We start from the raw sequence: 12,873 nt of genomic DNA on the forward strand, positions 1-12,873 counted from the left end.
CCCTGCGCGTAGGAGACCAGCTTGGAGGCGTAGAGCGCCTGGCGTACGTCCTCGACAAAGCTCTCGGGGACCTCGACGGCGGCCTCGCCGCCGGCGAGCAGTTCCTGGGCCAGGGCGCGCTGCTCGGACTGGGAGGACAGGGCCCGGGCGAACACGGACTCGGCGATGCCCGAGGTCGGGGATCCGAGCTCGAGCGCGGAGATGACGGTCCAGCGGCCGGTGCCCTTCTGGCCGGCGGCATCCACCACGACGTCCACGAACGGCTTGCCGGTCTTGGCGTCCACGTGGCCGAGGACCTCGGCGGAGATTTCGATCAGGAAGGAGGCGAGGTCGCCCTTGTTCCACTCTTCGAAGATCTTGGCCTGGTCGGCCGGTTCGATTCCGGCGCCGGAGCGCAGGAGGTCGAAGGCCTCGCCGATGACCTGCATGTCGGCGTATTCGATGCCGTTGTGGACCATCTTGACGAAGTGGCCGGCGCCGTCGGTGCCGATCCAGGCGCAGCAGGGCTTGCCGTCGACGTGGGCGGCGATCTTTTCCAGCAGCGGGCCGAGGGCGTCGTAGGACTCCTTGGAACCGCCCGGCATGATCGAGGGGCCGTTCAGGGCGCCCTCTTCACCGCCGGAGACGCCGATGCCGACGAAGTGCAGGTCCTTCTTGGCCAGGGCTGCCTCGCGGCGGCGGGTGTCCTCGTAGTGCGAGTTGCCGGCGTCAATGATGATGTCACCGGGTTCCAGCAGCGGTTCGAGCTGTTCGATCACGGAGTCCACCGGCTTGCCGGCCTTGACCATGATCAGGACCCGGCGCGGCTTCTCCAGGGAGTCCACCAGTTCCTGCAGCGTTTCGGTGCGGACGAAGTCGCCCTCGTCACCGTGCTTGGCGAGCAGCGCGTCCGTCTTTTCCACGGACCGGTTGTGCAGGGCAACGGTGAAGCCGTTCCGGGCCAGGTTGCGTGCGAGGTTGGCCCCCATCACCGCGAGGCCGGTGACACCGATGTGTGCTGACATCAAAACTCCAATTCATTTCTGTACACCACGTACGTACGGCGATTCCGGTACGACGTTCATGTAGGACTCGGGCAGGTCGTGCCGCATGGGGCGGATCCCGCGCTTGAGGTTCAGTGGCTGTCTATAAACCATATGTATTTCCGCGGGTTGCGGGAAAGCAGCGCCCACGTAGCGGAACACTGAGCGTCACAAACAGTCTATGATCCCCGGCGCCCGGCCCGCCGCCCGGCCAGGATGCGGCCCGCGGCATTATGCTTACGACTATGTCAACCAGCCTCCACCATCGTGCCATTGAGCACCTCGGGACCCGGATTGTAGCGGGCGAGCTTCCGCCCGGGCACGTCATGCTTGCCGAGCACCTTGAGGAGGAACTCAAGGTTTCCCGCTCGGTGGTCCGGGAGGCGGTCCGGGTCCTCCAGTCCCTGGGCTTGGTGGAGACCATCAAGCGCGTCGGCATCCGGGTCCTGCCCTCCAGCCGGTGGAACCCGTTCGATCCGCTCGTGATCCGCTGGCGCCTGGCCGGCGAGGGCCGCGGCGCGCAGCTGCGCTCCCTGGCCGAGCTCCGTACCGCCGTCGAGCCCGTGGCTGCCGAGCTCGCAGCGGCCAATGCCCCCCAGGAGCTCCGCCAGGAACTCGTAGAGATCTCCCACGCCATGCGCGACGCCGGGCAGGCCGGGGACGTGCCCCGGTTCCTGGAGCTGGACATCCTGTTCCATTCCCTGTTGCTGACCGGCTCCGGCAACGAGATGTTCGCCAACATGGTGGGCCAGGTGACCGAAACCCTGACCGGCCGCACCGTCCACGGCCTGATGCCGGACCACCCGCGGGAGACTGCGCTGCAGTGGCATGTGGACGTCGCCGAGGCCATCGCGGCCGGGGACACCGCCGCCGCGCGCGAGGCCTCGGACCGGATCATGCGGGAGACGATCGCGGAGATGGAGCCCAGCTGGAAGAACCAGCCGCGGGTGTTTGTGCCCGTTGAGCGCCACTGAGGCGGCGCTCCTAGGAGCCCCAATGCCCCTAGGATCGCCGGCTTAGCGGCCGCTGCGGAAACCTTTGCGGCGCCCCTCACGCCGGGGACGGCCGGAAGTCGAGCAGTACCTTGCCGGATTCGGCGGAGTTCCTGGCCACCTCGAACGCTTCCAGTCCGCGGTCCAGCGTGAAGGTGTGCGTGACCACCGGGTCCACCGCCAGCGATCCGTCGGCAAGCGCACCGATGACCTCATCAATTTCGTCGTTGAAGCGGAACGAGCCCACCAGCTCCAGCTCGCGCGTGATGGCCAGGGAGATCAGGACGGGCTGCGGACCGGAGGGCAGTAGGCCTACCATCACGACGCGACCGCCGCGGGTTGCGCCCCGGATGGCCGAGGCGAGGCCCTGGTGGCTGCCCGAGGACTCGATCACGATGTCCGCCTCCACGGCGGCGATCGCCCCGGCGTCGTCGCCCTTGAGGACCACGTCCGCTCCCACGGCACGGGCTATTTCCAGCGGCCGGTCGTGCATGTCGACGGCGATGATCCGGCCTGCGCCGGCGCGTTTGAGGACGGCGACCGCCAGGGCCCCGATGGGGCCGCTGCCGATCACCAGCGCGGTCTTGCCAGCCACATCGCCGGTGCGGGAGACGGCGTGCCAGGCGACGCTGGCAGGCTCGATCAGCGCCGCCGTGCGCAGGTCAAGGCCCGCCGGCAGCGCCCGGAGCATCCGCGCCGGCAGGTTCACATACCGGCTGAACGCGCCGTCGGTGTGCGGATAGCGTGCTGCGCTGCCGAGATAGGTGCAGCCCGGGGAGAGATTGGGGCGGTCCGCCGGATACCGCGCCGCCCCCGGACCGGGGGTCGCCGGATGCACCGCGACGGCGGTGCCCGCGGCGGGCCCCGAACCGTCCCCGGCGGCCCGGATCACAGTTCCCACGATCTCGTGGCCCAGGATCAGGGGAGCCTTGAGCACGGACTCCCCCGCGGCGCCGTGCATCCAGTAGTGCAGATCGGAGCCACAAATGCCGCCGTACATCACTTCGACGACGGCCTCGTCCGCGGCAGGCGCCGCCAGCGGCACGTCGTCGATCCTCAGGTCGCCTGCCGCGTGGGCCACCACCGCCGGGGCCGCGGCCGGGAGTTCTGCAGCGCCGCGCATCAGACCACCACCGTCATTCCGCCGTCGATGAAGATGGTCTGGCCGTTGACGAAGTTGGAGCCCTCGGACGCCAGCCACACCGCGGGTCCGGCCAGGTCCTGCACGGTCCCCCACCGGTGGGCCGGGGTCCGGCCCAGGATCCAGGCGTTGAAGGCCTCGTCGTCCACCAGGTTCTGGGTCATCTCGGTGTGGATGTAACCCGGCGCGATCCCGTTGATCTGCAGCCCGGATCCGGCCCATTCCGCGGTCATGGCCCGGGTCAGGTTCCGCAGCCCGCCCTTGGCCGCAATGTACGGGGCAATGGTGGGCCGGGCGAGGTCGGTCTGGACCGAACAGATGTTGATGATCTTGCCCCGGCCGCGGGGAATCATGTGCCGGGCCGCCTCACGCCCGACGAGGAAGGCGCTGGTCAGGTCCGTGGAGATCACCCGCTCCCAGTCCGCGACGTCGAGTTCGAGCATCGGGACGCGGTGCTGGATGCCGGCGTTGTTCACCAGGATCTCCAGCGGTCCGACGTTCTCCTCCACCCAGGCGACACCCCTGGCGGCCTCGGCGTCGCTCGTGACGTCGAACGCGCAACTGTGCACCCGCCCCGGCGGGTAGTCCGAGGCCATCGCCGCCTCGGCGTCCTTGAGCCGCTCGGTGTTGATGCCGTTGAGCACCACCGTGGCGCCCGCGTCAGCCAGGGCACGGGCCAGGGCATTGCCGATCCCGCGGCTGGAGCCGGTGACCAGTGCGGTCCGGCCTGTCAGGTCAAAAAGTCCACTCATGGTTCGCTGATCCTCAATCGGTCTTTGCTGCCGGGTTGTTGCTGGTGTTGTCGCTGGTGTTGCCACGTGTGGCGTCGCCGAGGTTGGCGATGGCTTGCCGCACGACGGCGAGGTCCCGGTCCCCCAGGCCCTGGCGCTTGAGCTCCGAGTAGAGCTCCACGCCGGCAGCCGCGATCGGTGCTGCGGCGCCGGCGGCGGCGGCGCTTTCGAGCACGAAGGACAGATCCTTGTGCATGAATTTGGCGGGTCCGGTGGGCTCATAGTCCTTCGCGGCGAGCCGGGGTCCGACGATCTCCAGGACCCGGCTGCCGGCCAGGCCGCCGGCGAGCACCTCGTACAGGGCGTGCACGTCCATGCCGGAGCGTTCGGCGAGCTCCGCTGCCTCGGCGAGCGCCGCCGTCGTGGTTCCCACGATCAGCTGGTTGCACGCCTTGGCGAGCGAGCCGGAGCCCAGCGGTCCCAAGCGCCGCACGGTGCCGCCGATCGCGTCGAAGAGTGGCAGGAGCCGCCGGAAGTCGTCCTCGCTTGCGCCTGCCATGATGGCGAGGGTTCCGTCCACGGCACCTTTGGTGCCGCCGCTGACGGGAGCATCGACGACAACGGCGCGGCCTCCGCTGGCCCCGGCGACCCGAGCGCCGAATTCCCTGACCGCTGACGGGGAGACGCTGCTCATGACGACGACGACGGTTCCGGCGGCGGGCGGTTCGGCTGCCCAGCCCGCCAGGAGGGCCGCGGCCGACTCCTCGATGTAGGACAGGTCCGGAAGCATGAAGATAATGACCGGCATGTCGCGGAGCTCGTCCACGCTGGCCACGCGGGATCCGCCGAGAGCCTCGAACGCGTCCAGCGCCGCAGGTGAGCGGTTCCAGGCGCTGACGCCCCAGCCCGCCTTCAGGAGGTTCGCGGCCATCGGAGCACCCATCAGCCCGAGGCCGACAAACCCGGCTTCCTTTCGGTCCAGTTCCATATTTCCTCACTCCGTCGTGGTTAATCTTCCAAATCTGTTCAGTATCCTAGCCTCCATTCAGTATGATGAACACCATGACGACCAAAACCACCGTCGCAATCGCCGTCCCGCTCGAAGCAGAGCTTGTGGAACGCATCCGCGCCGTAGATCCTTCCGTGACCGTCCTCTACGAACCCGAACTCCTGCCGCCGGAACGCTTTCCCGCGGACCACTCCGGCGATCCGGACTTCCGCCGGACGCCGGAGCAGGAGGAGCGCTACTGGGACATGCTCAACAAGGCCGAGGTCCTGTACGGGTTCCCCAACGAGAGCCCGGCGGGCCTTGCCCGGATCGCCGGCAGCAATCCCCGCCTGGAGTGGATCCATGCCATGGCGGCCGGGGCCGGCGGCGCCGTGAAGGCGTCGGGCCTGGACGCCGCGACGCTGCAGAAGTTCAAGGTCACCACCTCCGCCGGGGTCCACGCCCTGCCGCTGGCCGAGTTCGCCGCGCTCGGCATCCTCAACGGCTTCAAGCGGAGCGCGGAACTGGCGCAGGACCAGGCGGCCAAGCTCTGGCCCGAGCTCCGCACCCCCACGCGCCTGGTCAACGGCTCCCGCCTCGTGGTCACCGGACTGGGCGAGATCGGGCTCGAGACGGCGCGGATCGCGCGCGCCCTGGGCATGCGCGTCAGCGGGACCAAGCGGACCGTGGAGAAGATCGACGGCATCGAGGAGGTCACGGACAACGACGGCCTCGCCGGCCTCCTGGGCACGGCCGACGCCGTGGTCAACACCCTTCCCGGCACACCGTACACGGAGAAGCTCTTTGGCCGGGAGGCCTTCGCGGCCATGAAGCCCGGAACGGTCTTCATCAACGTGGGCCGCGGCACCGTGGTGGATGAAGAGGCGCTCCTCGAGGCGCTCGGCAACGGCCAGGTCTCCTACGCCTGCCTCGACGTGTTTGCCGTGGAGCCGCTCCCGCAGGACAGCCCGCTGTGGACCCACCCCAAGGTGATGGTCTCCCCGCACACCTCGGCCCTCAGCGCAGCCGAGAACCGGCTCATCGCCGAGCGCTTCTGCAGCAACCTGCGCACCCACCTCGACGGCGGCGAACTCCCCCACCTCGTGGACACGGTGCACTTCTACTAAAGCCAGACCCGCGTATCGCAAGGGGCGGCCTCTCCGGAAACGGAGGGGCCGCCGTTTGCGTTGGTGCATGGCGGCCGCGGTGACCGACGTCCTGCTCTGCGATGCGAATATGGCCCGTCGACGCGGCATCCTGCTCGGCGACGCGCACATTGCCCATCGACGCGGGTATCCCGGTAGCGCCGGGCATTTTGCGCGTCGCGCGGCACGTGCCGTGTCGCAGAAACGGCCGCGGCCCCTTCCCGGATTGGAAGGGACCGCGGCCTGGCGTCCTGAGGACTGCGTGCTGATTAGGACGCGGGAATGCCTAGCGCGCATCCTCGATCAGCAGGAGGTCGCGTCCCACGGTTTCCGGCGTGAAGAAGGTGGTGACGAAGGAGATCAGCGCCAGCACCAGCGAGTAGACGGCGAGCACGAGCCAGGAGTGATCGGTGGCGGCCAGCAGCGCGGCGCCCACCAGCGGAACGAGCCCGCCGGCCAGCACGGCGGAGAGCTCACGGCTCATGGCCACGCCGGTGAAGCGGTACTGCGAGCCGAAGAGTTCCGGCAGCATCGGGCACTGCGGGCCGAGCATGGACTGGACACCGAGCGCGATGCCCACCACCATCACAATCCACACGAGGGTGACATTGCCCAGGGTCACGAGGTAGAACGCGGGCAGCGCGATGGCGGCCTGGAACAGCGCGCCGTAGCGGTAGACGGGCACGCGGCCGAACCGGTCGGACAGCGCGCCGAACGTGATCACCATGACGGCTGCGAAGCCGGCGGCGATGAGCAGGCCCACCGGGCCGATGAACTTGTCTCCCGGGAACACGCCGTCCTTGGACGCCAGGAACGCGATGAGCAAGGCGGAGTAGATCGAGGAATTCCCGTTCTCCCCCATCCGCAGGCCGATGCCGATCAGCACATTCTTCTTGGAGTGCTTCCAGAGCTGGCCGATGGGGTTCTTGACCACATTCTTGTGCTTTTCCAGTTCCTGGAAGACCGGCGTTTCCTTCAGCCGCAGCCGGATGAAAATGGCCACCACGATAAGAAGGGCGCTGGCCAGGAAGGGCACGCGCCACAGCCAGCCTTCCAGGACGGCTTTGTCCGCCATGGCAATGAGCGCAAACGTCCCGGCGCCGAGCAGGGTGCCCAGCTGGATGCCGACGAACGGGAGCGAGGCGAAGAAGCCGCGACGGCGGCGCGGTGCGACCTCGGAAATCAACGTGGTTGCGCCGGCCTGTTCGGCGCCGGCGCCCAGTCCCTGGAGGATGCGCAGCGTCACCAGGAGAACGGCGCCCAGCATGCCTGCCTGCTCGTAGGTCGGCAGCAGGCCGATGGCAAAGCTGGCGGACCCCATCAAGGCGATCGTGAGGATGAGGACCATTTTGCGGCCGAACCGGTCCCCGATGTAGCCGAAGACCATGCCGCCAAACGGCCGGGCCGCAAAACCGACGCCATAGGTCGCGAACGATGCGATCAGGGCTCCGTCTTCGCCGAGCGGCTTGAAGAAGAGCGGGCCGAAGATCAGGGCCGAGGCCAGGCCGTAGATGTAGAAGTCGTAGTACTCCAGGGCGGAGCCCACGGAGCTGGCAAGCGTTGCCCGTCGCAGCTGGTCCGGATCGACGACGGCGCCGTCCGCTTCAGCAAGCGGTGTATTAGTACTAGTTGTCACAAGCACTCCCTCAAGAACACTCCAGACCCCCGTTGGCCTGGTGGGATGTGAGCAACTCCCGAAGAGTCGATCACCATGCTGAACAGCGTACAGCATGGTGATCGGCTAGCCAATGAGTAATCGGATTTATTCCTGCCGGCCCTGCGGAGCCCTATGCGGCCCTGTGCAGCCGGGTTAGCCCATGGGATTCCCGAGGGACCGGGCGAGGTCCTTGAGTTCCTTCACCATCATGGCGCCCTGCTCTTCCGAGTAAGTCGCCTTCAACGCTGTGACAGAGAGGCCCAGGCTGGGGCCGTGCGCACCGCGCGTCGGGACGGCCACGGCCAGGCACACGACGCCGGTGGTGGACTCTTCGTCTTCAAAGGCGTAGCCCTGCTCCCGGATGACGGCGAGCTGGGCCTTGAGTTCGGCTCCCGTACGCAGCGATTTCGGCGTCAGGACCGGCAGTTCGGCGTCGTCCGGGAACATCTCGTCGACGTCGTGGTCGTGCAGGCGCGCCATCAGGGCCTTGCCCACGGCGCAGAGGGACACGGGCATCTTGTCGCCGATGTTGGACGTCAGGCGCACCGCGGGGTGGCCTTCATAGCGGGCCAGGTAGATGACGTTTGTTCCGTCGAGCATGGCGATGCGGACGGTCTCCCCCGAAAGCGTCGGAGCCTGTTCGCAGAACCGGTAGAACTCCTGCACCTCATCCAGGCGGCTGAGGTAGGCCGCACCCAGCTCCACCAGTTTGCGTCCGAGCGTGAATTCCGCGCCCTGGCGGTTGATCAGCCTGGCCTCCTCGAGGGCGAGCAGCAGATTGGACGTTGAGGACTTCGGGATTCCCAGCTCCCGGGCCAGATCGCTCAGCGTGAGTCGCCCGGTCGCAGATGCGGCCAAGGCCTCCAGCACGGCGGCGGCGCGGGTGACGGCCGGTGCCGGTGATGCGCTCCCCAATCCGTCGGAGGTTCGGGAAACTCGGGAATCGGCCATGATTCTCCTTCAGGTATCGCGCGCAGTCGCCGCGCCACTCATTCGAATGCCGTCCAGTCAGCTGAACAGTAATCATCATAATGTCTGGAGTCCCCGGTCGGGACCTGAAGGAACCGGCTCTACGCTGCGCCCGGCCGCCGTGGCGGCTGTTTTCGTCGGGGTCCGCCGGTGCGTCAGCCGGCGGCCGCCACGGGATTCGTGAGCTCGCCGACGCCGGCAATGTGGCAGCTGACGGTATCGCCGGGAACGATCGGGGCGGCCTCGGCCGGGAAGCCCGTGAGCACCAGGTCCCCCGGGTGCAGCGTCATGAAGGAGGTGATGTAGGCGAGGATTTCCTCCACCTTCCAGCCGAGATCGGCAGAGCTGGCCGTCTTGAGCTCCACGCCGTTGTGCCGGATGCCGATTTCCAGGTCATCACCGGTCAGATCCGTGACGATCCAGGGGCCGGCGGGCGTGAATGTGTCCTGGCTCTTGGCACTGATCCACAGCTCGTCGGTTTGCTGCAGGTCCCTGGCCGAGACGTCGTTTCCGATGGTGTACCCCAGAACCGCGGTCCTTGCGTGGCCGGGAGTCAGCCCCCGGACCCTGCTCCCGACGACGATTGCCAGCTCCGCTTCCGGCTCGACACGGCCCACCCCGGGCCTGAGTTCGATGGCGTCGCCCGGACCCACCACGCTGGTCGCCGCCTTGTGGAAGGCCTGCGGAGGCAGGTCACGGCTGGCGCGGCCGGTATTGTGCGCCATGCCCAGGACGTTGGCCGGAATGCTTGGCGCGAGGAAGGTGAATTCCCCTTCATGGACCGTCGCGCCGATGTCCCACCCGCTGCGGGGCCGGCTGCCGGCGTTGGCCGGAGAGCCCGGGAAGGGGGTCCCGGTCACCGTCCAGACCTTGCCGGCGTCGCTGTAAAAGTCCGCAGCGTCGTTGGCGACAAAGAAATGCTCGTCCTCGGCAACAGGGGAAAGGGGGCGGACTCGGGCGATGCGGCGGGCGGTCGTGGCGGTCATGAACACATCCTAGGTCTCCGCGGGTACCCTGCGGCTCCACGCCGACATCCCGGCCACTGCGGACCCGGATTAGGCCATCGACTGGTGTATTTCTGCCGGCCCGAATCCTGTCCTCGTGTTTCACATTTCCAAATGTTCACTGTATATTCATAACAAGCCTTCCACCGCGGCATCCCCCAATAGTCGCGGTGGAAGGCTTTTCCAATGCCCGGTTTTTCCCAATGACCGGGTTAGGGGCCGCCGGCCTATGCGGCGTCCGCAACCGCCTCCCGCAGCCGCCAGCCGCCGCCGAGGCCGTCCCGGACGATTTCCATGGTGGTGAGGGCAGATTGCCGGTTGCGGCCAAGCCGTGCCTGGATCTGCCAGACCTCGACGTCCACCCGGCTCAGTCCCTTCGGCATGCGGCGCTCGGCCTCCCACCAGTTGACCCGTTCGAACCAGCGGACCGGTTCGGCCCCGATCAACCATTCCCGGCCTCCGCGCAGCACGGCCTGGGGCCGCCCGTCCGGGCCTGTTTTCACCATCACATGCTCCATGCCCGTCACATTAGGGGGGAGCCCGGACATTTTCGGGGGCCCGGACGGAAAGTGGGCTCGCCCGGCGGTCGGGAACTGCAAAACCCCGCCATTGCCGACCAACTGGTCCGGCATGACGGGGTTTTCTGTTGTGGGTCCTACCGGGATCGAACCGATGACATCCACGGTGTAAACGTGGCGCTCTACCAGCTGAGCTAAAGACCCAAACCGCGGCGTCCGCGCCTCAGCGCTTCAACCAACGAACAGCTACTGTACAGGATGCCAGCGGCCAAGCGCCAATCGGTCCGACCCCTGCCCTAGAGCGTGGGCAGCTCAGCGGCAAGCCAGGTCAGGGCCCCGCTGACGCCTGCGTCGAGCTTGATGGTGGCGAGGTCGTCGCCGCGGGTGGCTCCCCGGTTGATGATGACGACGACTTTGCCCTGTTTGGCGGCGTGCCGGACAAATCGCAGGCCGCTCATGACGGTAAGGGACGAGCCTGCCACCAGGAGCGCCCGGGCCGCGTCGACCATGGCGTACGAGCGCTCCACCCGGTCTTTGGGCACGTTCTCACCGAAGTAGACGAAGTCCGGCTTCAAGGTGCCCCCGCAGGCGGGACAGCGGGCAACGACGAAGGATTCGATCAGCCCCGAGTCCTCGACCGTGGCGTCGGCATCGGGGGCCATTTCAATCGCCCCGGCGGCGTGGGCGCGTTCCAGGAATCCCGGGTTGAGTTCCTCGAGGACCCCGGCCAGGAGCCGGCGGCTGTACCGCCGGTGGCAGTCGAGGCACACCACCTGGTCGAAGCGGCCGTGCAGGTCCACGACGTTGACGCTGCCAGCGTCTTCGTGGAGACGGTCGACGTTCTGGGTGATGAGTCCGGTGAGCAGTCCGCGGTGCTCCAGCCGGGCGACGGCGGCATGGCCGTCGTTGGGGTCCGCGCGGCGCAGGTGCGACCAGCCGATGTGGTTGCGGGCCCAGTAGCGCTGCCGGTTTTCCGCCTCGCCGATGAATTCCTGGTAGGTCATGGGCGCCCTCGGGGCAGCGCCGGGGCCCCGGTAGTCCGGGATGCCGGAATCGGTGCTCAGGCCGGCGCCGGTCAGCACGGCGAACCGGCCCCCGGCGAGAAGACCGTGGATGTCCTGCAGGACCTCGAGCTCGTCCCGCTGGAGTTCGGCCGAGGTCGCGGCGGCCGTGACCGGCGGGAGGCTGGCAAAACCAGTCATGCCGATCCCGGGGCGCCGCTGCCTCACCGGATCAGCTCCCGCCGAGCCCCGCCAGGGCGGCCCGGTATTCAGCAAGGTCCCGGGCCTGGCCTCGGGGGTTGACGACGACGTAGCGGACAACGCCCGCGGCGTCGATGATGAAGGTGCCTCGCAGTGCCATGCCGCTTTCGGGGTCGAACACGCCGTAGGCCGAGGCCACGGCGCCGTGCGGCCAGAAGTCGGCGAGCAGGTCGAAACCGTAGCCTTCTTTTTCGGCGTAGGCCCGCTGGGCGAACTTGCTGTCCACCGAAACAGCCAGCACTGCGGCGTCGGCATCCTCGAACAGCGCCAAGTTGTCCCGGATTTCGCACAGTTCACCGGTGCAGATGCCGGAGAAAGCGAAGGGATAGAAGACCACGACGACGTTGCGGCCCCGGAAATCCGAGAGGCGGACCGGCTCGCCGAACTGATTGGCGAGCTCAAAGTCCGGTGCCGGATCGCCGATGGCGGGCACCCCGCCGGGAACGGGAGTCACGGCGCCGGCCGGCCGGGCGTCGTCGTTCTGGACCGCTTGGGTCACTTGTTCTTCCGAGTGACCAGCCGGGTGGCGCTCCAGTCCTTGGAGACGCCGGCCGAGGTGGTGTAGTGGAGTCCCGCAGTGGGTGCGGCGTCCTGGATGTCGGCGGGCGAAACGTAGCCGACCCGCCCGGACTTCGGGGTCAGGACCCACACGACGCCGCCCTCGGTGAGGGTGGTCAGCGAATCGACCAGGGTGTCAACGAGGTCGCCGTCACCGGCCCGCCACCACAGGATGGCGGCATCGACCACTTCGTGATCGTCCTCATCGAGGAGTTCCGAGCCCGTGAGATCTTCGATGTCGTCACGCAAGTCGAAGTCGACGTCGTCGTCATAACCGAATTCCTGAATCAGGTCCCCGTCTTTGAAACCCAGTTTCTCCGCCACATTTACCGAAGTGGCGGCGTCGGCCTCGCTCACGTGTTGCTCCTATGCTTTGTGAATTGCTTCATGTTTTCAATGGCACTAGTGATTTCCATTACTCCAAGCCAACACCCTTTGAGCCTTCGCTTCAAGCTGTTGGCCCCGCGATCCGCCATATTCTGCGTCACACAGGGCGATCCGAAGGCTGACAGGCAGCCCGCGGTCACACAACCAGTATGCCCGTGAAATACGTCGGGGGGTCCATGCGGCGGCTACGCATCCGTCAACTCGCACGGCTAGAGTGGCTGATGACGACTACGCCTGTGCGGGCAACCGCCCCACTGATGACACAGGCAGGCGTACCGTGATTGGACCTTGCCCGGCGCATACGACCGGGCTGTTGTAACCGATATGTCGCACACGTCGCGTTCACGCCAGGCAGTCACCCTGCCCGGAGCTGAGGGTGCCGATGGATGCGCTCAAAGAGAGGTTGGACGTGGCTGCAGGAGAAGATACCTCCCATATCCTCAGCGGGTTGACAAACCAGCTGCCTGATCGTGATCCGGAAGAGACCGCCGAGTGGCTG

General features: G+C 67.4%; 13 protein-coding genes and 1 tRNA gene. 2 read left to right on the forward strand and 12 right to left on the reverse strand.

The genetic code is table 11. The features are described 5' to 3' along the window. Nucleotides 1-1,004: NADP-dependent phosphogluconate dehydrogenase (gene gndA, locus BLR03_RS23065; protein WP_091256818.1), on the reverse strand; the 1,004-nt coding region annotated here is incomplete at its 3' end. Nucleotides 1,005-1,267: 263 nt separating this feature from the next. Between gndA and BLR03_RS23070 the strand changes: the two genes are divergently transcribed. Further along, complete coding sequence (locus BLR03_RS23070) at nt 1,268-1,996, forward strand: FadR/GntR family transcriptional regulator (RefSeq protein WP_091256819.1); 729 nt, start codon at nt 1,268-1,270, stop codon at nt 1,994-1,996. Between the two features lie 76 nt (nt 1,997-2,072). Here the strand turns inward: BLR03_RS23070 and BLR03_RS23075 are convergent, their stop codons facing one another. Genes BLR03_RS23075 through BLR03_RS23085 form a run of 3 tightly spaced genes read right to left on the reverse strand, consistent with a single transcriptional unit; the run spans nt 2,073 to nt 4,874 of the window. Then, on the reverse strand, nt 2,073-3,137 hold the full coding sequence (locus tag BLR03_RS23075; protein WP_091256821.1) for an L-idonate 5-dehydrogenase: 1,065 nt from the start codon (nt 3,135-3,137) through the stop codon (nt 2,073-2,075). Then, the gene (locus tag BLR03_RS23080) at nt 3,137-3,907 is read right to left on the reverse strand and encodes an SDR family oxidoreductase (protein WP_091256823.1); all 771 of its coding nucleotides are present in this window, start codon (nt 3,905-3,907) and stop codon (nt 3,137-3,139) included. The genes BLR03_RS23075 and BLR03_RS23080 overlap by 1 nt, the downstream gene beginning before the upstream one ends. A 13-nt stretch (nt 3,908-3,920) precedes the next feature. Next, nucleotides 3,921-4,874: an NAD(P)-dependent oxidoreductase gene (locus BLR03_RS23085; RefSeq protein WP_091256825.1), complete on the reverse strand. Its 954-nt coding sequence runs from the start codon at nt 4,872-4,874 to the stop codon at nt 3,921-3,923. A 62-nt stretch (nt 4,875-4,936) separates the two neighbouring features. Between BLR03_RS23085 and BLR03_RS23090 the strand changes: the two genes are divergently transcribed. Next, nucleotides 4,937-6,001, forward strand: coding sequence for a D-2-hydroxyacid dehydrogenase (locus tag BLR03_RS23090; protein ID WP_091256827.1), 1,065 nt, complete (start codon nt 4,937-4,939; stop codon nt 5,999-6,001). A gap of 304 nt (nt 6,002-6,305) precedes the next feature. Here the strand turns inward: BLR03_RS23090 and BLR03_RS23095 are convergent, their stop codons facing one another. The 8 genes from BLR03_RS23095 to BLR03_RS23130 all read right to left on the reverse strand — a co-directional run bounded on the left by BLR03_RS23095 (nt 6,306) and on the right by BLR03_RS23130 (nt 12,344). Next, complete coding sequence (locus BLR03_RS23095) at nt 6,306-7,655, reverse strand: MFS transporter (protein ID WP_091256837.1); 1,350 nt, start codon at nt 7,653-7,655, stop codon at nt 6,306-6,308. Between the two features lie 174 nt (nt 7,656-7,829). Continuing rightward, complete coding sequence (locus BLR03_RS23100) at nt 7,830-8,627, reverse strand: IclR family transcriptional regulator (RefSeq protein WP_091256828.1); 798 nt, start codon at nt 8,625-8,627, stop codon at nt 7,830-7,832. 173 nt (nt 8,628-8,800) lie between these two features. Next, nucleotides 8,801-9,631 carry a fumarylacetoacetate hydrolase family protein gene (locus BLR03_RS23105; protein ID WP_091256830.1) on the reverse strand — a complete coding sequence of 277 codons (831 nt, stop codon included), beginning with the start codon at nt 9,629-9,631 and terminating at the stop codon, nt 8,801-8,803. 245 nt (nt 9,632-9,876) lie between these two features. Continuing rightward, on the reverse strand, nt 9,877-10,155 hold the full coding sequence (locus BLR03_RS23110) for a hypothetical protein (protein ID WP_091256832.1): 279 nt from the start codon (nt 10,153-10,155) through the stop codon (nt 9,877-9,879). A 143-nt stretch (nt 10,156-10,298) separates the two neighbouring features. Then, nucleotides 10,299-10,371 (reverse strand) — tRNA-Val (locus tag BLR03_RS23115). A 92-nt stretch (nt 10,372-10,463) separates the two neighbouring features. Next, a complete protein-coding gene (locus BLR03_RS23120) occupies nt 10,464-11,396 on the reverse strand; it encodes an NAD-dependent protein deacetylase (RefSeq protein ID WP_091256834.1) in 933 nt (310 codons plus the stop codon). A 4-nt stretch (nt 11,397-11,400) separates the two neighbouring features. Then, nucleotides 11,401-11,883 carry a peroxiredoxin gene (locus BLR03_RS23125; RefSeq protein ID WP_091256838.1) on the reverse strand — a complete coding sequence of 161 codons (483 nt, stop codon included), beginning with the start codon at nt 11,881-11,883 and terminating at the stop codon, nt 11,401-11,403. A gap of 41 nt (nt 11,884-11,924) precedes the next feature. Next, nucleotides 11,925-12,344 carry a DUF3052 domain-containing protein gene (locus BLR03_RS23130; RefSeq protein WP_091256835.1) on the reverse strand — a complete coding sequence of 140 codons (420 nt, stop codon included), beginning with the start codon at nt 12,342-12,344 and terminating at the stop codon, nt 11,925-11,927. Nucleotides 12,345-12,873 lie beyond the last annotated feature (529 nt).

Source organism: Arthrobacter sp. ok909 (assembly GCF_900104405.1).
Taxonomy (GTDB): domain Bacteria; phylum Actinomycetota; class Actinomycetes; order Actinomycetales; family Micrococcaceae; genus Arthrobacter; species Arthrobacter humicola.